This window comes from Streptomyces sp. NPDC055078, from assembly GCF_053607985.1.
Map to the genome: position 1 here is coordinate 13,766 of NZ_JBSGUP010000005.1, position 21,167 is coordinate 34,932.

Consider the following 21,167-nt stretch of genomic DNA (forward strand, 5'->3'; position numbering starts at 1 on the left):
CGATCCGTACCACCGCCGCTGCCGCGGCACCACCACGACCTCCTGGAGACCGGACCATGACCGAGAGCACCACCATCCGCTGGGAACAGGACGACACCGGAGTCGTCACACTCGTCCTCGATGACCCCGACCAGTCCGTGAACACCATGAACCAGGCGTTCGGCGACTCCCTCAGGGCGGTCGCCGACCGGGCCGAGGCCGAGCAGGACTCCATCCGGGGCATCGTCATCACCTCGGCCAAGCGGACCTTCTTCGCGGGCGGCGACCTCAAGGACATGATCGGGCTGCGCCCCGAGCACGCCCAGCGGGCCTTCGACGGCGGAATGGACATCAAGCGCTCCCTGCGCCGGATCGAGACCCTCGGCAGGCCGGTCGTCGCCGCGATCAACGGCGCGGCGCTCGGCGGCGGCTACGAGATCGCCCTCGCCTGCCATCACCGCGTCGCCCTCGACGCCCCGGGCTCCAGGATCGGGCTGCCGGAGGTCACCCTCGGACTGCTGCCCGGTGGCGGCGGAATCACCCGTTCCGTACGGCTCCTCGGGATCGCGGACGCCCTGCTCAAGCTGCTGCTCCAGGGCACCCGGTACTCGCCGGCGCGCGCTCTGGAGAACGGCCTCGTCCATGAGGTCGCCGCCACCCCCGACGAGATGCTGGTGAAGGCCCGCGCCTTCATCGACGCCAACCCGGAGTCCGCACAGCCCTGGGACACCAAGGGCTACCGGATCCCCGGCGGCACCCCGGCCAGCCCGCGGTTCGCCGCCGACCTCCCCGCGTTCCCCGCCAATCTGCGGAAGCAGACGGCGGGCGCGCCCTGCCCGGCACCGCGCAGCATCCTCGCGGCGGCCGTCGAGGGCTCCCAGGTCGACTTCGAGAACGCGGAGGTCATCGAGGCGCGGTACTTCACCGAACTGGTCACGGGCCCGATCGCCAAGAACATGATCCAGGCGTTCTTCTTCGACCGCCAGGCCGTCAACTCCGGCGCCGGCCGCCCCGCCGGGGTCGAGCCCCGCCCCGTCCGCAGAGTCGCCGTCCTCGGCGCCGGGATGATGGGCGCGGGTATCGCGTACTCCTGCGCGCGCGCCGGGATCGACGTCGTCCTCAAGGATGTCTCCGATGAGGCGGCGCGGCGCGGCAAGGCGTACTCCGAGAAGCTGCTCGGCAGGGCCCCGGCCAAGGGCCGTACGACCGAGGAGAAGCGGGACGCCCTGCTGGCCCGGATCACCCCGACGGCCGACCCCGCCGATCTCGCCGGGTGCGACGCCGTGATCGAGGCCGTCTTCGAGGACCCCGCCCTCAAGCAGAAGGTGTTCGAGGAGATCCAGGACATCGTCGCGCCCGGCGCGCTGCTGTGCTCCAACACCTCCACCCTGCCGATCACCCTGCTCGCCGAGGGGGTGGCGCGGCCCGCTGACTTCGTCGGACTGCACTTCTTCTCGCCCGTCGACAGGATGCCGCTGGTCGAGATCGTCAAGGGCGGGCGTACCGGCGACGAGGCGCTGGCCCGCGCCTTCGATCTGGTCCGGCAGATCAGCAAGACGCCGATCGTGGTCAATGACTCCCGCGGCTTCTTCACCTCCCGTGTCATCGGGCAGTTCATCAGCGAGGGGGTGGCGATGGTCGGTGAGGGTGCCGACCCGGCCTCCGTCGAGCAGGCCGCCGCCCAGGCCGGCTACCCGGCGAAGGTGCTCTCGCTGATGGACGAGCTGACCCTCACCCTGCACCGCCGGATCCGCGACGAGACCCGGCACGCGGTCGAGGCGGCCGGCGGAAGCTGGACCGGGCACCCGGCGGACGGGGTCGTCGACCGGATGGTGGACGAGTTCGGGCGCCCGGGCCGCAGCGGCGGTGCCGGATTCTACGAGTACGGCGAGGACGGCAAGCGGACCGGGCTGTGGCCGGGGGTGCGTGAGCACTTCACCCGGCCGGACGCGGCCGTGCCGTTCGCCGATATGAAGGAGCGGATGCTGTTCTCCGAGGCGCTGGAATCGGTGCGCTGCCTGGAGGAGAAGGTACTGACCTCGGTCGCCGACGCCAACATCGGCTCGATCATGGGCATCGGATTCCCGGCGTGGACCGGGGGAGTGCTCCAGTACATCAACGGCTACGAGGGCGGTCTGCCCGGCTTCACGGCACGGGCCCGGGAACTGGCCGCGCGGTACGGCACCAGGTTCGAGCCGCCCGCACTGCTGGTGGCCAAGGCCGAGCGGGGCGAACGGTTCACCGACGGGGACTGAGCCGACGGCGGGGAGCGACGGACGGTCGGAGCCCGGTCCGGGCGGGGACCGGTCAGTGCCGGGGACTGATCGGTGGCGGGACTGATCGGTGGCCGGGCCCGGTCACCGGCGGGGACCGTGCCCGGTGGGGACCGGGCCCGACGGAACCGATCGCCGGGCTCGATCACCGGGCTCGACCAGCGGCCGGGCCCGGGGCGGTGAGCGCGGTCCGCGCCCCGCGCAGGGGCCGCGCCCCGCTCAGGGGCCGGGTTCCCGCTCCGGCTCCGGGTCCCCGCCCTGCTCCGGCTCCAGGTCCCCCTCAGGGGCCGGGTCCCGCTCCGGCTGCGGTTCCGGGGCCCCGCCCCGCTCCGCGTCCGCCCGGCCGGGGCCCTGCTCCGGTGCCTCATCGGCTCGGAAGGCGGCCCGCAGCTCTTCCTTAAGCGACCGCTGGAAGGCGGTGACCAGGACCTGCACCACCATCGGCTGCATATGAGCGGCCGACAGCGACCGCATCGCCGCCACCCGCTCCGGGTCTGTCTCCGCTTCCCGGTACGGCTTCCACACCTGGTCCCGGAAGAGCCGGGTCAGCTCGTACGCCGCCGAGCGGGTGTGCTCGGCCAGTACCGTACGGGCGGCCAGGATCGTCTCGTACGCGATGGGCACATCCAGCAGCTGCACCCCCAGCCGCAGCAGCCCCGGATCCACCCGGTACACACCCGGCCCGCCCGCCCGCCGCAGCACCCCCATCGCCGTGAGCCGGTCGATGTCCTCCTCGCCCAGCGCCCGCCCGGCCCGGCGCTCCAGCTCGGTCCCGGCCACCTCCTCGGCGGAGTCGGGCGCCCAGCCGGCCACCAGCGCCCGGTGGATGGCGAGATCGTGCGCGCTCAGATCCTCCGGGAGCTGTTCCAGATAGCGTTCGATCGCGGAGAGCGTCATCCCCTGGTGCTGAAGCTCCTCGATGAGAGCCAGCCGGGACAGATGATCCGGTCCGTAGTGCCCCACCCGGCGGGGGCCGATCACCGGCGGCGGCAGCAGTCCCCGGGTGCTGTAGAAGCGAATCGTCCGCACGGTCACGCCCGCCCGCGCGGCCAACTCGTCCACGGTGAGCGTCGGCTCTCCGGTCCCGGTCGCCATCCTCGCGCCTCACTTCCCGCCGCCCGCCTCAGACCATTCTGCGGTGCAACAGTATTGCTGTCTCACCAGTGTGGTGAAAGAGGCGGGAGGGCGCCCGGTTCCGGGTCGCGGGGGCCGGGGCGCGGTGCCGGGGCCCGGTGCCTGGGGCGGCCGGGGGCGACCCGGGGAAGGGTCCGGCACCGGGCGTGCCCCCGGAAACAGCCCAGGGGCACGCCCGGACGCGTCAGTACACGGCCACCCCGTACACGCTGAGCGCCTCGCTCACCGGCTGGTGGAGCGCCGAGCCGTTGGTGCCGCTGCAGCCCGAGCTGCCGGAGTGGATGCCGAGCGCGGTGGAACCCGCGAAGTGCGCGCCGCCGCTGTCGCCGCCGGCCGAACACGCGGTCGTGCGCACCAGCTGGGAGACCGGGCCGTCGGCGTAGTTCACGGTCACGTCGACGGCGGTGACGGAACCGCTGGTCAGCCCGGTCGTGGAGCCGCTCTTCTGGATGGCCTGTCCGACGACCGCGTCCGCGGCGGCCGAGATGTCCTGGAACGTGCCGTTGTAGAGGTTGACGGAGCCATCGGGCTGGGAGTTGTCGGTGTAACGCACGATGCCGTAGTCGTTGGTCGGGAAGCTGGTGCCCTCGCGGGTGCCGACCTCGGGGCCACCGTTGCTGGTCGACCAGCTGGCCCCGATATTGGTGCAGTGCCCGGCCGTCAGGAAGGAGCGGACCCCGTCCTTCGCCACGTTGAACGCGGCCGAACAGCGGTATCCGCTGCTGTAGATGGCATCCCCGCCCGCGAGTTCCTTGGTGAACACACCGGGGACCCGCGCGGTCCGTACGGCCTCGCCGAGCCCCTTGGCCACGGTGTTCAGAGTCGTCAGCGAGGCCCCGGTGACCGTGCTGTCCGCCTCGACGGCGATCTGGTTCGCCCGCGGGTCGATGCCCCAGGAGGTGCCCGCGATCTTCGCCCGCTCCTCCAGGACGGCCATGACGGCCCGGAGGTCGGCCGTGCTGCGCTTGACGACCTTGGCGCGGGCGCCCGCCTCGCGTACCTTCTCGGCCGAGGACTCGTCGGTGACGGCGACGACCAGCTCACCGGTGGCGGAATCGAGATAGGAACCGGCCGAGTGGTCGTCGCCGAGGGTCCGTTCGAGTTCGGCGGCGAGTGTGTACTGGGTCGGCGACACCGTCACCCCGGGCGAGGGCTCCGGTTCCGCCGAGGCGCTGGACGCGCCCATCGCGATGGTGGGCAGGGTGAGCAGCACGGCGAGGCCGATGCGCGCGTGAAGCGTGCGTCTCATGGGGGGCTTCTCCTTGTACGGATGTCCGGTGGGGGGACTGCTTGAGCAGCAGTGTGTGCCGACCGGCGCCCCGGCGCCCGCCGCCCCGGTCCGGTCGTGTTCCGGCGGGGGGGTGGGCGCGTAAGCCCTTCGGAGTACCGCTCACTCACGGACCGTCAGGCCCGTGCCGTCCCCCCTTCCAGGCCGTACGTCCCCGAGACCGGGCCCACGCCTGAGTCCCCGTCAGCCCGGACCGCCGCGCCGCCCGGACCGCGCGCGGACACCGGTGGCGCGGAACCACCGCCATCCGGGTGCAGTGCCCACCCACGCCCGCCGGTACGGCCGGTGAGGTGAGACGGGGCCGCCGCCTGCCGGGGCGAAGCCGCACGGGACGCCCCTCGCGATCGCGCGCCGGTCGCAGGGCTCACCGACCGCCGGGCGCCCATGGGGACACTTTCCCGCCACATCGCAACGGTTGCCCGGCTCCGCCGAACCGGACGCGATTCCTCACGGATACGAGGGGGTAGGGCACGGCCATGAACGAGAACCTGCTTCCGTTCGACATCGGACCCCTCAATCCGAGCGGATACGGCCTCATCGCCGGGTTCCTGTCCTTCGCGCTCGGCTACGCCGCCCTCGCCTGGCTGGTGCTGCCCCGTGCGGCCCGTGTCATCAAGCGTCGCGACGAGCTGACCCACGGTGTGCTGCGCCATGCCGAGACGGTGCGTGCCGAGGCCGAAGCGGTACGCACCGAGCGGGACGCCATCCTCGCCGGGGCCCGTCATGACGCGGCGCGCACCCGCCACCGGGCCAAGGAGACGGGGACGCGGCTGATCGGGGACGCCCGCGCCGACGGACAGCGCGAGCGAGAACGGATCGTGGCGGCGGGTACGGCCGCGATAGCGGCCGAACGGGCCCTGGCCGAGACCGCGTTGCGCGCCGAGGTGGATACGTGGGGGAGAGCGCTGGCCGAGCGGATACTCGGCGAACCGCTGAGCGCCCCGGTCCGTACGGACGGACCTCGCGCGACCGACGGCTGACGGGGTCCGTCAGCGGGTTTCCAGGTTCGTCATGATGAGGTCGTGGTGGCGGCGGACCGCCTCCAGCGCGGCCCTCTCGTCGGCGGACTCGATCGCGTTCATGATCGGTTCATGGACGGCGAGCAGCCGTTCGGCCTCGCCCGGGGCCAGCCAGGGCGGCATGTCCTGGGAGCGGATCCAGGGCTCGTACTCGTACCGGATCACGGCCGTGTGCACCGACTCGTAGATCGACGCGAGGAACGGATTGCCCGAGCGGCGCACGATCGTGGCGTGGAAGACGGTGTCGGCGGCGATCCACGCGGACACATTGCCCACGCTCTCCCGCAGCCGGGCGAACGCGGCGCGCACATCGGCGAGATCGGCGGCACGCGGGTCCGGCCGCGTCGCGCGCCGGGCGGTGCGGACGGCACGTACCGCCTCCTGCACGCCCACCGTTTCCAGCCAGAGCCGCAGCCGGGCGAGGTGCGGGACCGACTCCCGGTCCAGATCGAGCATCAGACCGACGGTGGCGGTCATCACCCGGTCGGGGCGGTGCACGACATAGGCGCCGGAGCCGGGGCGGATCTCCACCAGGCCCATCAGGGAGAGGGTGCGCAGGGCCTGGCTGACGGTGGGCCGGCTGGTGCCGAACCGGGTGGCGAGTTCCCGTTCGGCGGGCAGTCTGGTGTTCTCGGCCAGATCCTCGGCCACGATGAACTCACGGATCTGATCGGCGACCCGATCGGACAGCCGGCTGACGGTGAGCGGACGCACGGGCCGTACATCCGCGAGGTCCGCCGCCCGCCCGCCGGCGGAGTCCGCCGCCACCCCGCTCGCCGGGTCCGCCGACCGTCGTCTCCCCGGCGGGAGTGCGGCACCGGCCGACCGCCCCGCAGTGTCGCTCCGGTCCGTCCGTGGCGACGAGCGGTGGGCACCTGCGGACCGGCGCGGTGTCCCGCGCACCTCGTCCGGCAGCCCGTCGGCCGCCGCGGGCCGCCTCGTGCCCGCGGGCCCGCGCCCGTCCGGCGACCGGCCCCGCCCCGTCTCATCGGTCCCTGACACGGATACGCCTCTTTCCTGCGGCTTCGGCCCTGGCGGGGGGCGGCGCCACTCCGCCGTATCGCTTCCGCTCGCTCCAGGGGAACTGGAGATGGACTGTATACCGGACAGGTGGCTATATTGGCCAATTGGCTAAGCCAATTCTCGGCGCCTGGCCCCCTGCCCTCAAGGAGTGAGCACATGAATCTGCGCGACGCCCTGGACCGGTGCCCCACCGAACTCCTCATCGACGGCGCGTGGCGTCCGGCCGCCGACGGCCGGCGTATCGAGGTGCGTGACCCCGCGACCACGGAGACGATCGCCGATGTCGCGTCCGGCGGGGTCACCGATGCCACCGACGCGGTGGACGCCGCCGCGCGGGCGATGCCCGGGTGGGCGGCCACCCCGGCCCGGCAGCGTTCGACCGTGCTGCGCCGGGCGTATGAGCTGATGACCGAGCGCGCGGAGTACTTCGCCACCCTCATCAGCGCCGAGAACGGCAAGGCGCTCCCCGACGCGCGGGCCGAGGTCGCCTACGCGGCGGAGTTCTTCCGCTGGTACTCCGAGGAGGCGGTACGCCTCGCGGGCACGGTCCAGCAGGCCCCGGCGGGCGGATACCGGATCGTGGTCGACCGTGCGCCGATCGGTGTCGCCGTGCTGGTCACACCCTGGAACTACCCCGCGGCGATGGCCACCCGGAAGATCGGTCCCGCGCTCGCGGCGGGCTGTGCCGTCGTGCTCAAGCCCGCGAGTGACACCCCGCTGACCGCGCTGGCGATCGGCGCGCTGATGGAGGAGGCCGGGGCGCCCGGCGGGGTGGTCAACGTCGTGCCCGCCGACCGCTCCGGGGCCGTCGTCTCCGCCATGCTCGACCACCCGGCCGTACGGAAGCTGTCCTTCACCGGTTCCACCGAGGTCGGGCGGCGGCTGCTGCACAGCGCCGCCGACCGGGTGCTGAGCACCTCGATGGAGCTGGGCGGCAACGCTCCCTTCCTGGTCCTGGCGGACGCCGACCTGGATGCCGCCGTCCAGGGCGCGATGCTCGCCAAGATGCGCAACGGCGGGGAGGCGTGCACCGCCGCCAACCGCTTCTACGTCCATGAGTCCGTCGCCGACGAGTTCGGAGCCCGCCTCGCAGCCGCCATGGGCTCCCTGCGGGTGGGCCCCGGCCTGGAGGAGGACACCGAGGTCGGGCCCCTGGTGAACGCCGAAGCCCAGAGCAAGGTGCAGGAACTGGTCCAGGACGCCGTCGGGCGCGGCGCACGCGTGCGGACCGGTGGCCGCATCCCGGACCGCAAGGGCTACTACTACGAGCCCACCGTCCTCGACGGGGTCACCGCCGGCTCGGCCATCCTGGACGAGGAGATCTTCGGGCCGGTGGCGCCGCTGGTGCGGTTCAGCGACGAGCAGGAGGCCGTACGCCTCGCCAACGCCACCGAGTACGGGCTCGTGTCGTACCTCTACACGCGTGATCTGCGGCGCGGGCTCGCGATCGCCGGGGCACTGGAGACCGGGATGGTGGGGCTGAACCGGGGCCTCGTCTCCGACCCGGCGGCGCCCTTCGGCGGGGTCAAGCAGAGCGGGATCGGCCGGGAAGGCGGGCACGAGGGCATCCTTGAGTACACCGAGACGAAGTACATCGCGACGGATTGGTGACGGGCGGTTGGCCCTGCGGTAAGGCGCAAGGCCCCGGGGACCGGTGAGGTCGCCGGGGCCTTGTGCGTTGCCGGGCGGTCGGCACCCGCACAAAACCAGCCCCACCTGGGGGTCCCCCCAGAGGCGAAGCCCTGGGGGAGCTTGAGACGCGAGAACCCGAGCAAACCCAGCCCGTCCGGCGCTTGAGGACGGACCCGTGCGCCGGACAGCCCGCACTCTCGTCAGGGCTCCGCCCCGAACCTCCCCCTACGCCCTGCGGCGTGGGGGGACCCCCAGCGCCTCACTCTCCCTCAGGGCTTCGCCTGGGGGGACCCCCAGACGGGGCTGAGTTTGTGCTGGTCACTGTGCCGTCCGGCACGGCTCGGCGAGGCGTGAGGCGGCGGCCTCCGGACAGCGCCGCCAACCCCGGCCCAGGTCGCTGACCCCATGGAACCGCCGTGCGTGTGCCGGTCGCAGGACAGGGAGCGAACAGCACACACACGGCGGGGTCTTGGGGAGGCCGGTCGCGGCCGGAAGTGGATCGCGGCCGGGACCGGCCCCGTTCTCAGGGGGCGGGCGTCAGGCCGAGTCGTCCCCGTTGCGCATGCCCGCGGCGCGGGCCTCCACCTCGAAGAGCGCCGCGTAGTCCTGCTCGGCGAAGCCGTGGCCGATCGCGGTCTGGATGAGCTGGTGGACCATGCTGCTCACCGGCAGGGGGACCTCCAGCTCGCGGGCGGCGCCGAGGCCGAGGTCGAAGTCCTTGCGGAGCATCTTGTTGTTGAAGGTGGGGGTGTAGTCACCGTCCACCAGTGCACGGCCCTTGTGCATGATGAAGGTGGACCCGAGGACCGAGCCGTTGATGAAGTCGACGAAGGCCGCGCGGGGCACCCCGCCCTTCTCGGCCAGGGTGGTGACCTCCACCAACGCCTGGGTGATCATGCCGAGCATCAGGTTGTGACAGATCTTCACCAGCCGGCTCTGCTCCGCCGGACCCGCGTGCACCACGGTGGGCGCCATCAGCTCAAGGTACGGCGCCACCCGGTCGTAGGTCTCACGCGGGCCGGAGGCCACGATGGCGCCCTTCCGGTCGGCGACCATATGCGGGTTGCCGCTGATCGGGGAGGCCAGGAACGCCACCCCCGCCGCCTCGGCCGCCGCCCGGACCTCCGCGGACGCCTCGGCGGACACGGTGGAGCAGTCCACGATGATCTGCGGCTTGCGCTCGGCGCGCAGCAGACCGCCCTCGCCCGTCGTCACGGCGAGCAGATCCTGGCTGGCCGACACCATGACGAAGACGATGTCCGCGCCCGCCAGCTCCGTGATCGTGTCGACGGCCTTGGCGCCCTTCTCCACCAGGGGCGCGGTCTTGGACGCCGTACGGTTCCACACGGAGACATCCGCGCCACCGGCCAGCAGACTCCCGGCCATCACCGTGCCCATGCGCCCGGTGCCGAGCCAGCCGAGCCGCTCACTGCTGGTTCCACTCATCGTTTCGTACCCTCTCGATCATCTGTTGGTGAATTGGGTGGGGAAGACTTCGCCCGACGGCGAAGAGCCGTCCGGTACGGGCGCTCTGGGTGCGGGCCGCCGCGGCGTCCGGCGGGACGAGGCCCGGGACGCCGCGACGGCGCACAGGGTCGCCCCGGTCAGTACTGGTTGGCGATGAACAGTTCGTCGGCCGGGAAGCGCGTCAGCACCTCGATACCGGTCGCGGTGACCACGACCTCCTCCTCGATCCGGGCGGCGGAGACGCCGTCGGTGGCCGGGCAGTACGTCTCCAGTGCGAAGACCATGCCCTCCTCGATCAGCATCGGGCTCTCCAGCGAGGTCAGCCGGCTGATGATGGGCCGCTCGTGCAACGCGAGACCGAGGCCGTGCCCGAAGAGCAGACCGAACGCGGTCTTCTCGTCCTGGACACCGATCTCCTCGGCTGTCGGCCAGAGCCGGGCCACATCGGCGGTGGAGACCCCGGGCTTGATCGCGTCGATCGCGATGTCCATCCACTCCCGGGCCCGGGTGTACGCGTCGTGCTGCACCTGGGTGGCCCGGCCGACGTTGAAGGTGCGGTAGTAGCACGTCCGGTAGCCGTTGTACGAGTGCATGATGTCGAAGAACGCCTGGTCGCCCGGCCGGATGATGCGGTCCGAGAAGTTGTGCGGATGCGGGTTGCAGCGCTCGCCCGACACCGCGTTGATGGACTCGACATCGTCCGAGCCCATCTCGTACAGCCGCTTGTTGGCGAGCGCCACGATCTCGTTCTCGCGCACACCGGGCTTCAGGGCCTCGGTGATGTCGTGGTAGGTGCCGTCCACCATCGCGGCGGCCATCGACAGCAGGGTGATCTCGTCCCGGTTCTTGATCTGGCGGGCGTCCAGCATCACCTGCTGGCCGTCGCGGACGTCGATGTCCTGACGGGTCAGCTCGGAGTACAGCGGGATGTCCAGGATGTCCACCCCGATGGGCATACCGCCCACCCCGGCGTCGGCCAGCCGGCCCTTGATCTCGGAGACCGCGCGCGTCATCAGATCGGCGTCCGGCGGAACCGCCCCGCGCATGGTGGTCCAGGAGGAGAGACAGTTCTCCGGCTTCATCCACGGCGCGTACATCCGGTTGTGCACGGCGGCCGAACCGAAGTCCCAGAGGATCAGCTCACCGGTACGGGTGTAGATCGCGTAGCGCGAGAGCTTCTCCCGGGTCCACTCGCCGATCGAGATACCCGTCAGATACCGGATGTTGTTGTTGTCGAAGACGAGCACCGCGCCGAGGTCGCTGTCCTCCAGCGCCTGCTGGATACGCGAGATGCGGTACGAGCGCAGCCGCTCGAAGTTGACCCGCTCCTCGAAGTCGACCATGCCGTGGCCAGGGGCGGGCGCGACCGGCAGCGCCGGAATGGGGAGGTTGCCGCTCATGAGGATCTCCTATGGGGGGAGAGAACTGTGGACAAGTAGACAAATCCGGTGCGGCGCCTAGGCGTCCGCGCCGAGCTTCCGCCGCTGTGCGGTACGCGCCGCCTGGCGTGCCGGATTGGCGACCAGGGTGGAGGCCAGCAGGGTCTGGGTGTAGGAGTGCGACGGGGTGCGGTAGACCTGATCGGCGGGCCCCGACTCCATGAGCCGGCCGAGGTACAGCACCCCGATCTCGTCGCTGATGTGCCGCACCACTTCGAGGTCGTGCGCGATGAACAGATAGCTGACGCCCAGCTCGCGCTGGAGGTCCATCAGCAGATTGATCACCTGGCTCTGGGTGGAGACGTCCAGCGCGCTGACCGGCTCGTCGCACACGATCAGCCGTGGCCTGGGGGCCAGCGCGCGGGCGATGGCCACCCGCTGGCGCTGGCCGCCCGACAGCTCGTGCGGATAGCGGTCGGCGTGATAGCCGGAGAGCCCGACCTGGTCGAGGGCGTGGGTGATCTCGCGGTCCCGTTCCAGCCCGGAGAGCGGACGGTGCCGGGTGAGCGCCTGGCCCACGGTGGTGGCGATGGTCTGCCGGGGGTTGAGGGACGACATCGGGTCCTGGAAGACCACCTGTACATCCCGGTTGAACGACAGCGGGGTGCGGCGGCCGAAGGTCGCCGTATCGGTCCCGTCGAACACGATCCGGCCCTCGGAGACCGGCGCGAGCCGCAGGATCGCGCGGCCGATCGTGCTCTTGCCCGAGCCGGACTCGCCGACCAGACCCAGCGTCCGGCCGCTGCCGATGGTGAAGCTGACATCCCGTACGGCGGTGAGGGTCTTCGCCCGCCCGGTCATCCCGCGCCCCAGCTGGTAGCGCACGGTCAGGTTCTCCACGGAGAGCAGCGGAGCGTCTTTCCCGGTCGTCGGGTTCGAGGCCAACGGGTTCGAGGCCAACGGGTTCTCGGTCATCGGGCACCTGCCAGGTCGAGTTCGGAGACCCGCAGACAGCGCACTCCGTCGGCATCGAGCGGTACGGCCTCGGTGCGGCAACTGTCCGTGGCGTACGAGCAGCGCGGATTGAACCGGCAGCCCCCCGGCCACGCCCAGGCGGGCGGTACCCGGCCGGGGATCGTCGCCAGCGGCCGGCCGTCGGTCTCGCTGTGCGGCACGGCGGCGAGCAGCGCCTCCGTGTACGGGTGCCGGGGAGCGGCGAACGCGTCCGTGACGGTCCGCTGCTCCACGATCTGGCCCGCGTACATCACCGCGATGCGGTCGCAGCTGTCGGCGACGACCCCGAGGTCATGGGTGATGATCAGCAGGGACATGGACAGCCGCTCGCGCAGTGAGGCGAGCAGATCGAGGACCTGCGCCTGGATGGTGACATCGAGGGCGGTGGTCGGCTCGTCGGCGATCAGCAGCTCCGGGTCGCAGGCCAGGGCTCCCGCGATCACGACCCGCTGGGCCATGCCGCCGGAGAACTGGTGCGGATAGTCCTTCAGCCGCTCCCGGGGGTTGGGCACCCCGACGAGATCCAGCAGTTCGGCCGCGCGCTCGGTGGCCTCGTCCTTGGACAGCTCGCTGTGCGCCCGGATGGCGTCGGTGAGCTGGCGGCCCACCGTGTGCACGGGGGAGAGGGCCGAGCCCGGGTCCTGGAAGACCATGCCGATGCGCCGGCCGCGGATCTGGCGCAGTTCCTCGCCGCCGAGTCCGGCCAGTTCGGTGTCCTGGAGCCGGATGGAACCCGAGGCGATGGACACGCCCCTGGGCAGCAGCCCGAGGACGGCGGACGCGGTGATGGACTTGCCGCAGCCGGACTCCCCGACCAGGCCGAACGTTTCCCCCCGCTTGATGTGGAAGGAGACGTCCGACACCAGCTCGGCGCCGCCCGCGTCGGTGACCGTCAGCCCCTCGACCCGCAGCAGTGCGTCGGCCGGGGCCGGCAGCACCGCGTTCACCGGGGCGGGGGCGGCGGACGTGACCGGCTGCCGCGGCCGGCGGTTGTCGGCCGAGCGGGGCGAGCCCGCGTCCCGCAGCCCGTCCCCGAGCAGATTGAACACGAGCACACTGAGCGTGATCGCGGCGCCGGGGAGGATCGCCAGCAGCGGGTGCTCGGCCACGTGCTGGCGCGACGCGTCGAGCATGGCGCCCCAGCTGACCTGGCTGGCGTCGATACCGACACCCAGGAAGCTGAGGGTCGCCTCGATGAGCAGGGCGGTGCCCAGCGCGATGGACGCCTGGACGATCAGCGGCGGCGATACGTTCGGCAGCACCTGCCGCAGCATGACCCCCGAGGACCGCAGCCCGAGCACCCGGGCGGCGTCGACGTACAGCTTCTCCCGCTCCGCCAGGACCACGGCCCGGGTGATGCGCATAAAGCTGACGGCGAAGATGAGTCCCACCGCGAGCATCGCGTTGCCGAGACCGTTGCCGAGTACGGCGACCAGGGCGAGGGCGAGCAGCAGGGCCGGGATGGACTGCATGACATCGGCCACGCGCATCCCGATCCGGTCCCACCAGCCGCCCCGGTACCCGACGAACAGCCCCAGACCGACACCGAGGACCAGGCCGATCGCGACGCTCTCGCCGGAGGCGAGGAGCGCGGTGCGGGTGCCGTAGAGCAGCCTGGACAGGGTGTCACGGCCGAGGTCGTCGGTGCCGAGCCAGTGGTCCCCGCTGGGACCCTGGAGCTTGTTCTGCACATCGGGGGCGGCCGGGTCGTACGGCGCCAGCAGCGGCGCCGCCACTGCCACGACGACCTGGAGCAGCAGCATCGCCAGACAGAACAGGGTGACCGGCTGGCGCAGCATCCGGCGCAGGGTGCGGGCCCTGACCCGCGGCTCCGCCGCGAAGGAGTCCGCACCGGTCGCCACATCGGCCTTCTCGGTGAGGGTGGCGGTGCTCTGGGGAGCCCCGCTGGGGGGCATTTCGGTCATTGGGGCCTCACCTTCGGATTGATCACGCCGTAGAGGAGGTCCGCCGCCAGATTGACCAGCAGCACGATGACCGCCACCAGGACGATGGAGCCCTGGAGCAACGGGTAGTCGGCGCGTACGACGCTGTCGATGAGCGTGGTGCCGAGCCCCGGTACCGCGAAGATCCGCTCGATGACGAAGCTCGCGGCGACCAGTACGGACATCTGGATCGCGATCACCGCCAGCACCGGGACCATCGCGTTCTTGATGGCGTACCGCAGCACGATCTTCCGCTTGCGGATGCCCCGGGCGAGCAGTGTCTGGACGTACGGCGACTCCAGCGCGTCGATCATGGCGCTGCGGGTCTGCCGGGCGATGACGGCAGCCGTGTGGGAGCCCAGGGCGAAGGCGGGCAGGATCATGCCGGTCGCCCAGGCCCCGGGGTCCTCGGTGAACGGCGTATAACCGACGACGGGCAGCCAGCCGAGATTGACCGCGAAGACCAGGACCAGCAGCAGACCCAGCCAGAAGCTGGGCACCGCCAGACCGAGGGCGACCACGGCGGTCAGCAGCCGGTCGGCGGTGGTGCCCGGGCGCAGCGCGCCCAGGACACCCAGGGGAATCCCCGCCAGCAGCGCGATCGCCATACCGGCGATGGCGAGCGACAGCGTGATCCCGATACCCGTCGAGATCGACTCGGACACCGGGACGCTGGTGTAGAGGGAGTTGCCGAGATCCCCCGTCACCGCACCGCCCAGCCAGTCCCAGTACTGCTCGAACAGCGGTCGGCTCAGGCCCAGTTGCTCCGTCATGGCCGCCTTGTCGGCGGCGGGTGCGCCTTCACCCAGGATCTGCGCCACCGGGTCGGTGGGCGTCAGATGGACCAGGGTGAAGACGAACATCGACACCAGGAGCAGGGTCGGCAGCGCGGACAGCAGCCGCTGCAGGACGAACTTCGTCATCCGCCCATGCCCTTTGACGACTGGACTGACGACTGGACTGACGACTCGACGTCGGCGAAGACGCGCTCGCGGACCCGGCGGGTCGCGGCACCGGCCTCGGCCCGGTCGAGATCCGTCAGCTCGCCGCCGCGCTTGCGCACGACCCCGTCGATGACGACGGTGTCCACATCGCCGGGGGTGGTCTGGAGCACCACATGGGCGGCCGGATCGCCGAGCGACATACCGTACGGCTCGGTGTTGATGAGGACGACATCGGCGAGCTGCCCGGGGGCGAGCCGGCCGAGGTCGTCGCCGAGGCCGAGGGAGCGGGCCGCGTTGACCGTCGCGTACTCCAGCATATGGCGCGGGTAGACCAGCGGGACGCCCTCGCGGCGCACCAGCGGATAGCGGCCGGCCTCCCGCTCGCTGATGGCGTCGACATTGCGCATCAGCAGATAGGTGAGGCGCATCGCAGCGAACAGGTCGATGGAAACCCGGGAGGCGGTGTCGATGCCGAGGCTGGAGACCACCCCGGCCCGGTGGGCGCGGTTGAGGACGGTCATCGACCGGCCCCCGCCGAACTCGCCCTCAGGGGTGAAGGAGATACCGCCGCCGCATGCCGCGAGCATGTCCAGCTCACCGTCGTCGGCGGCGTTGGCGTGCGCGGGCAGGATGTCGGAGTCCAGCAGCCCGGCCTCGTGCAGGGCGCGGATCTGACCGGCCGGATTCTGGTGGACGGTCATCCGCATGCCCAGCTCGCGGGCGAGCGCGATCTCCTGGGAGATCCGGTCCATGCTGTTGTACTCGATGGAGCCCAGCGCCATGCCGATCCGCAGCAGACTGTCGTCGGCCGTCTCCTGGTGCAGCGCGCGGATGTGCTCCAGCCGCCAGGCGTGGTCCTCCGGCGGCGCGTCGAAGCTGCCGAGCATGCCGTACGCCCACAGGGTGCGCTGCCGGGTCCTGCGGTGCGCGCGCACGCCCGCCTCGGCCGCCTCGGGCGACATGACGTTGTGACAGAAGTCGAGGACGCCGGTCACCCCGCTGTCGATCATCTCGGTCGAGCCCGCGATCGTGGCGTCGTGGATGTCCTCGGGGCTGTAGTGCTCCCGCAGGTAGAAGACCTGGCTCTGGTAGTCGTCGAAGGTCCAGCCGGGAGCGTGCAGCCCCTTCAGCGGGGTCTGCCAGGCGTGCATATGGGTGTCGATGAGACCGGGGATGGCGATCATTCCGGCGGCGTCGATCACCTCGGCCGCCGGGTCGGAGAGATCGGTGCCGACGGCGGCGATCCGGTCGCCCACGATGAGGATGTCCCCGGTGGTGAGGTCGCCGAGATCCGGGTCCATGGTGAGGACGGTGGCGCCCTTGATGAGCAGTCGGGGCGCGTTGGTGGTGGTCTCAGGCACGGCTGACTCCCTGGGTGAGGGGGGCGGCGAGGGGAAGCCCGTCGAACGGCTCGGCGGTGTACACGACCCGCCCGCCGACGACGGTGAGGACGGATTCGATCCGGGGGATCCGCTCTTCGGCGACGGTGAAGTAGTCGTCGCTGAGGACGGCGAGGTCGGCGAGCAGACCGGGTTCGAGCCTGCCGCGCTCGTCCTCCTCGTAGCTGAACCAGGCGCCGGACGCGGTGTAGCCGCGCAGCGCCTCCTCCCGGGTGAGCAGATTGTGCGGCGCGAGGGTCTCGTTGCCCTGGACGCTGCGCCCGTTGAGGAACCAGGCGAGGGTGGCGAACGGGTTGTACGAGGCCACCCGCATCGCGTCCGAGCCCAGACCGAGGGGGATGCCGCGCTCGATCAGCTTGCGCAGCGGCGGTGCCTCCGCGACGGTCTCCGCGCCCCAGACGTTGAGCGCCTCCTCGCCCTGGAAGCGGAACAGCCCCTGGGCGAGCACACCCGCGCCGAGCGCCTCGATCCGGTCGACGTCGGTGAGGGTGAGCGGCTCTGCGTGCACCAGCGACCAGCGCAGCGGGCTGATGTCGTGCTCGGCGTGCACCTCCTCCCAGGCGGTGAGGACGGCGTCGATGGTCTCGTGGTGATGGGCGTGGGTGTGCACGGTCCAGCGGTTGCGGGCGAGGTCGCCGAAGAGCTTGCGCAGCTCGGCACGTACGTCCTCGCCGATCTTCACCGGCTTGGCGATCTTGTCGACGGTGCAGTAGAGGATGACCTCGCCCACGCCGAGGACCCGCAGCATGCCGTCGCCCACGTCCAGCGGGGTGAAGCGCTGGTATCCGGCGAGATCCTCCTGCTCGGTGCCGGCCCGCTCGGCGTGCACGGTCAGCCGGGTGCGCACGGTCAGCTCGCCGCGGCGCCAGACCTCCCGGATCGCCGGGTAGGCGTCGGGGCCGCTGTTGAAACCGCCGCCGTCGATCGCGCCGGTGATGCCGAGCCGGTTCAGCTGCCGGGACATCTCGGCGGTGGAGGCGATCTGCTCGGCCATGGTGGGGGCGGGCATCCGCCGGTAGAACCACTCCATCAGCGGGGTGCCGTTGACCTTGCCGGTCAGCTCACCGCTGTCGTCGGTCTCGAACAGCGACGCCTTGAAGCCCTGGCCGTCCAGCTCCCGCACCAGCGCGTGGTCGACGCCCAGTTCGCGCATCGCGGCGGTGTTCAGTACGGCCCAGTCGTACAGGAACTGCACATAGACGGGGTTGTCGGGGGCCGCCGCGTCCAGCTCCGCGCGGGTGGGACCCCGGTCCTCGGGGAACTGCGACGGGTGCCAGCCGCCGATGACCCTGATCCAGCTGCCGGCCGGCCGCTCGGCCGCCCGGCGGGTGATGGCCGCGAGCCCCGACTCCAGGGTCAGCTCGTCCTCCCAGCGGACCTCGTCCCGCCAGGTGCGCCCGGCGCGGACGACATGCACATGGGAGTCGATCAGACCGGGGACGACCCGCCGCCCTGCCAGGTCCACCACGGTGGTGGCGGGGCCTGCCAGATCCTGGATCTCACGGGTGGTGCCGATCGCGGAGATCCGCTCGCCGGTGATGGCGACGGCCTCCACCTCGGCGTCCCGCCCGTCCGTGGACATGGTGGTCACACGGCCGTTGACGAGGACGAGATCAGGGAGTGCGTTCTGAGGCGGGATATTGCTCATGGGTGGGTTTCTCCATCCAAGGGGTGTACGGAGGGACAGCGCGCGTGGCGGTGGAACGGGGGTGGTGTTCGGCTCCGGGGCCCGGACCGGCGGGGCGGTGTGCCCCGCGGCCGGACTCCCGGTGCCCGGTCCGGATGCCCGGCCGGGGTGCTCAGCCCTGGGGCCTGGCCTCCTTGTAGCGGAACACCGCCACGTCATTGGTGGTGGAAGCGATGTTCTGGACCTTCTTCGGGTCGTAGGCCCAGAAGCCGGAGTAGTCGAAGTAACCGCAGTCCAGGGCCTCCTCGTCGACGACCTTCGACATCTTCTGCCAGGCGGCGTCCTGGGCCTCGGGCGTCTTGGCGGCCACGCCTTCCTTGACGGCGGCGTCGATCTTCGGGTACGGAACCTTCAGCGGGTTGCCCGGGGCTTCGGGGGCGTACTTGCGGGTCCAGTAGTCGTACGCGCCGGAGCGGGAGCCGTCGGAGAGGATCGCGGCGGGGTACTTGCCGCTCTGGTAGGTGCTCAGGAACTGCGGGAAGTTGGGCAGTTCGAGCTTGACGTCGACACCGATCTTCGACATCTGGCTGCGGAACAGCTCCGCGATGGTCCGCTGGGTGTCATAGCTGAGCAGGGTGAACGACTTCTTCCCGCTCACTTCGGAGATCAGCTTCTTGGCCTTGTCCAGGTCGTGGGGGTAGCCCTTGAGGGACGCGTTGTAGCCGGGCTGGCCCTCGGGGAACCGCTGGAGCGGGGTCTTGCCCTTGCCGCCGAGCGCCGCGTCCACATAGTCCTGGGGCTTCATCGCGTAACAAATGGCCTGCCGGAACTTCTTGTCCTTGAACACCCCCTGTGTGTCGAACATCTGGAGGTGCCAGAGCACGGACGGGAACCAGGTGGACTTCAGGCCCTCCTTCTCGGCGCGCTCGGCGAGCGGCGGGCTCGTCCAGACCACGTCGAGCTGTCCGGCGCGCAGCGCGTTGTAGAGGCTGTCCGGGTCGTTGATCTGGGTGATCTCGACACGGGCGGGGCCGACGGCCTTCTTGTCGTAGTACTTGTCGAACGCCGTGGCGACCGTGCGCAGTCCCTTGGTGGACGCCTTCGGGTCGTACTTCCACGGTCCGGTGCCCACACCCGTGGTCTTCCAGTTGCCCGCGTCCAGCGCCTTGGGGGAGACCATGTACATCCCGAGTCGCGCCAGATTGTTGAGCAGACCCGGCGAGGGCTCCTTGAGGTCGATGCGCAGGTGCGTTTCGTCCACCGCGGTGAAGGACTTCACGGCGGAGAGCTGGTTCCGGTACTGGCTGGGGGTGGTCTGGACCCGCTGGAGGTTCTTGACCGCCGCCGCGGCGTTGAAGGGTGTGCCGTCGTGGAAGACGACGCCCGAGCGGAGGGTGAGATCGACCCGCATCGGGGTCTCCTTCCACTCCGTCGCCAGCTGGGGCTTGAGGGTGAAGCCGTCCGGGGCGACGCTGAGCAGCGACTCGTACACCAGTGAGGTGAAGGTGCTGTTCTGGTGGGTGATGGGCTCCCAGTCCTTGAACTGCTGGTTGGTGCCGAAGCGCAGCGTGCCGCTCGGCCCGTCGCCCGCCTTCCTGGTGTCGGTCGTGCCGTCGGTGCCCGTGGTGTTGCCGCTGCACGCGGCGAGGGTGACGGTCAGTGCGGTCGCGAGGATCAGCCCGCCCGTTGTCTTGGCCGCTCTGCCACGGGCCCGGCGGGCCCGCCCCTCGGGGATGGGCAATCCGTTGTCTTTCACAGCGAGAACCTCCACACGACTGCGTGAGCGCCGAAAGCGATGTGATGTGCGCTATAGTGGACGTATGTGCAGCATCCTTGTCAAGGGCTGTACAGCTTCTCTCGAAAATCTCTGCTGGGCGGCAGGAGGGAAGTGGTCAAGTGCGACAAAGGTGGGCTATACAACCTGCACATACGTCCAGTGGGTATCCCCCGGCGCGGACGGGTGTTCAATATCGCGTGCATCGCTGTACAGTCCTGTGCAGTCCTATACAGTTGTCAAGTGCGTGAACGCGGCGGATTGACTCGATCAGGAGGCGCGATGAAACCCGAGGGGGGAAGCCCTGGACTCGGCGGCAGGCTCAGAAGAGTCCGCGCCGAACGTGGTCTCTCACTGCGCGAGCTGGGCAAGATGGCGGGGTGCTCCGCGAGCCTGATCTCCCAGGTCGAGCGCGGCCAGACGGCCCCGTCGGCCGGCGTGATCTACGGGATAGCGAACGCGCTGGAGATCTCCCTCGACTATCTCTTCGGGGTCGCGGACAACGGGGAGATCCCCGCACCCGCCAGCAGGGCGACCGCCCCGCAGGTCGCCGCACCCCCGGCGACCGGGGAGAACGGGGTGCCCAGGGTGGCCACCCTGGGCGCGGTCCGGATCGGCGCGGGAGGCGACGACCACCCGGGCCCGGACGGGACGGGGCCCGACGCCGGAGCGGCACAGCCACCGGTCAACGGCAACGGCGGCACGCAGGTCTCCGGGCCCGAGCTGGCACCCGGCGTCGCGGCCATCGTGCAGCGGCGGGGGGCGCGGCGCACCATCGACCTCGCGAGCGGGGTCCGCTGGGAGCGGCTCACCCCCCAGCAGGACGCCCGCGTCGACTTCCTCGAAGTGGTCTACGCGCCCTACGGGCGGTCCACCGACACCCGCTGCCCGATCCGGCACGACGGCCGCGAGTACCAGCTCGTCCTCCAGGGCACCCTGCACGCGGACGTCGGCTTCGAGACCTACATCCTGGAGGCCGGCGACTCCCTCGCCTTCGACCCGGCGACCCCCCACCAGTACCGCAACATGACCGGCGACGAGGTCCGCGCCATCTCGGTCGTCGTCCACGCGGACTGACCTCCGGTCGGGTGCCTGGGTCGTGGGCCCTGGGCTCTGGGCCCTGAGCCCTGGCCGGGGTGCTCCCGCGCCTGCGCCCGGTCGTCCACGGGGTGCTCCCGCGCCCGCGCCGCCTGCGTTCGGTCGTCCACGGGACCCGCGCCGCAGGTACTGCTCCTCCGGCCGACGGGCCTGTCCGGCGCGCGCACCGGGGC

14 protein-coding genes and 1 pseudogene are annotated in these 21,167 nt (G+C 71.1%); 4 read left to right on the plus strand and 11 right to left on the minus strand.

The window, feature by feature from the left end:
- Positions 1-56: 56 nt before the first annotated feature.
- On the plus strand, positions 57-2,234 hold the full coding sequence (locus tag ACWF94_RS01130; protein ID WP_453483466.1) for a 3-hydroxyacyl-CoA dehydrogenase NAD-binding domain-containing protein: 2,178 nt from the start codon (positions 57-59) through the stop codon (positions 2,232-2,234).
- Positions 2,235-2,618: 384 nt separating this feature from the next.
- Here ACWF94_RS01130 and ACWF94_RS01135 read toward each other — a convergent pair.
- Positions 2,619-3,347 (minus strand): annotated as a pseudogene (locus ACWF94_RS01135) (MerR family transcriptional regulator); the annotation flags it as partial.
- Positions 3,348-3,570: 223 nt separating this feature from the next.
- Complete coding sequence (locus ACWF94_RS01140) at positions 3,571-4,635, minus strand: S1 family peptidase (RefSeq protein ID WP_453483468.1); 1,065 nt, start codon at positions 4,633-4,635, stop codon at positions 3,571-3,573.
- A 515-nt stretch (positions 4,636-5,150) separates the two neighbouring features.
- Here ACWF94_RS01140 and ACWF94_RS01145 point away from each other — a divergent pair.
- On the plus strand, positions 5,151-5,654 hold the full coding sequence (locus ACWF94_RS01145) for a F0F1 ATP synthase subunit B family protein (RefSeq protein WP_453483470.1): 504 nt from the start codon (positions 5,151-5,153) through the stop codon (positions 5,652-5,654).
- A gap of 9 nt (positions 5,655-5,663) precedes the next feature.
- Here the strand turns inward: ACWF94_RS01145 and ACWF94_RS01150 are convergent, their stop codons facing one another.
- Positions 5,664-6,407: a FadR/GntR family transcriptional regulator gene (locus ACWF94_RS01150; RefSeq protein ID WP_453483472.1), complete on the minus strand. Its 744-nt coding sequence runs from the start codon at positions 6,405-6,407 to the stop codon at positions 5,664-5,666.
- 465 nt (positions 6,408-6,872) lie between these two features.
- Between ACWF94_RS01150 and ACWF94_RS01155 the strand changes: the two genes are divergently transcribed.
- A complete protein-coding gene (locus tag ACWF94_RS01155) occupies positions 6,873-8,327 on the plus strand; it encodes an NAD-dependent succinate-semialdehyde dehydrogenase (RefSeq protein ID WP_453483473.1) in 1,455 nt (484 codons plus the stop codon).
- 558 nt (positions 8,328-8,885) lie between these two features.
- On the opposite strand, the gene ACWF94_RS01160 is transcribed toward ACWF94_RS01155, so the two are convergent.
- The 8 genes from ACWF94_RS01160 to ACWF94_RS01195 form a co-directional block, all read right to left on the minus strand.
- Complete coding sequence (locus tag ACWF94_RS01160) at positions 8,886-9,794, minus strand: NAD(P)-dependent oxidoreductase (RefSeq protein ID WP_453483475.1); 909 nt, start codon at positions 9,792-9,794, stop codon at positions 8,886-8,888.
- Positions 9,795-9,952: 158 nt separating this feature from the next.
- A complete protein-coding gene (locus tag ACWF94_RS01165) occupies positions 9,953-11,215 on the minus strand; it encodes a M24 family metallopeptidase (protein ID WP_453483477.1) in 1,263 nt (420 codons plus the stop codon).
- A 57-nt stretch (positions 11,216-11,272) separates the two neighbouring features.
- Positions 11,273-12,169: an ATP-binding cassette domain-containing protein gene (locus ACWF94_RS01170; protein ID WP_453483479.1), complete on the minus strand. Its 897-nt coding sequence runs from the start codon at positions 12,167-12,169 to the stop codon at positions 11,273-11,275.
- Positions 12,166-14,133 carry a dipeptide/oligopeptide/nickel ABC transporter permease/ATP-binding protein gene (locus ACWF94_RS01175; protein ID WP_453483480.1) on the minus strand — a complete coding sequence of 656 codons (1,968 nt, stop codon included), beginning with the start codon at positions 14,131-14,133 and terminating at the stop codon, positions 12,166-12,168. The genes ACWF94_RS01170 and ACWF94_RS01175 overlap by 4 nt, the downstream gene beginning before the upstream one ends.
- Complete coding sequence (locus tag ACWF94_RS01180; RefSeq protein ID WP_453483482.1) at positions 14,130-15,074, minus strand: ABC transporter permease; 945 nt, start codon at positions 15,072-15,074, stop codon at positions 14,130-14,132. Before ACWF94_RS01180 ends, ACWF94_RS01175 begins: the two co-directional genes overlap by 4 nt.
- The gene (locus ACWF94_RS01185; RefSeq protein WP_453483484.1) at positions 15,071-16,456 is read right to left on the minus strand and encodes an amidohydrolase family protein; all 1,386 of its coding nucleotides are present in this window, start codon (positions 16,454-16,456) and stop codon (positions 15,071-15,073) included. Before ACWF94_RS01185 ends, ACWF94_RS01180 begins: the two co-directional genes overlap by 4 nt.
- On the minus strand, positions 16,449-18,143 hold the full coding sequence (locus tag ACWF94_RS01190) for an amidohydrolase (protein ID WP_453483485.1): 1,695 nt from the start codon (positions 18,141-18,143) through the stop codon (positions 16,449-16,451). The genes ACWF94_RS01185 and ACWF94_RS01190 overlap by 8 nt, the downstream gene beginning before the upstream one ends.
- Before the next feature lie 151 nt (positions 18,144-18,294).
- Entirely contained in the window at positions 18,295-19,878 is a 1,584-nt protein-coding gene (locus ACWF94_RS01195) for an ABC transporter substrate-binding protein (protein ID WP_453483487.1), read from the minus strand.
- A gap of 300 nt (positions 19,879-20,178) precedes the next feature.
- On the opposite strand from ACWF94_RS01195, the gene ACWF94_RS01200 reads away from it, so the two are divergent.
- Positions 20,179-20,973, plus strand: a complete 795-nt coding sequence (locus tag ACWF94_RS01200) for a helix-turn-helix domain-containing protein (protein ID WP_453483489.1) — start codon at positions 20,179-20,181, stop codon at positions 20,971-20,973.
- Positions 20,974-21,167: the final 194 nt, after the last annotated feature.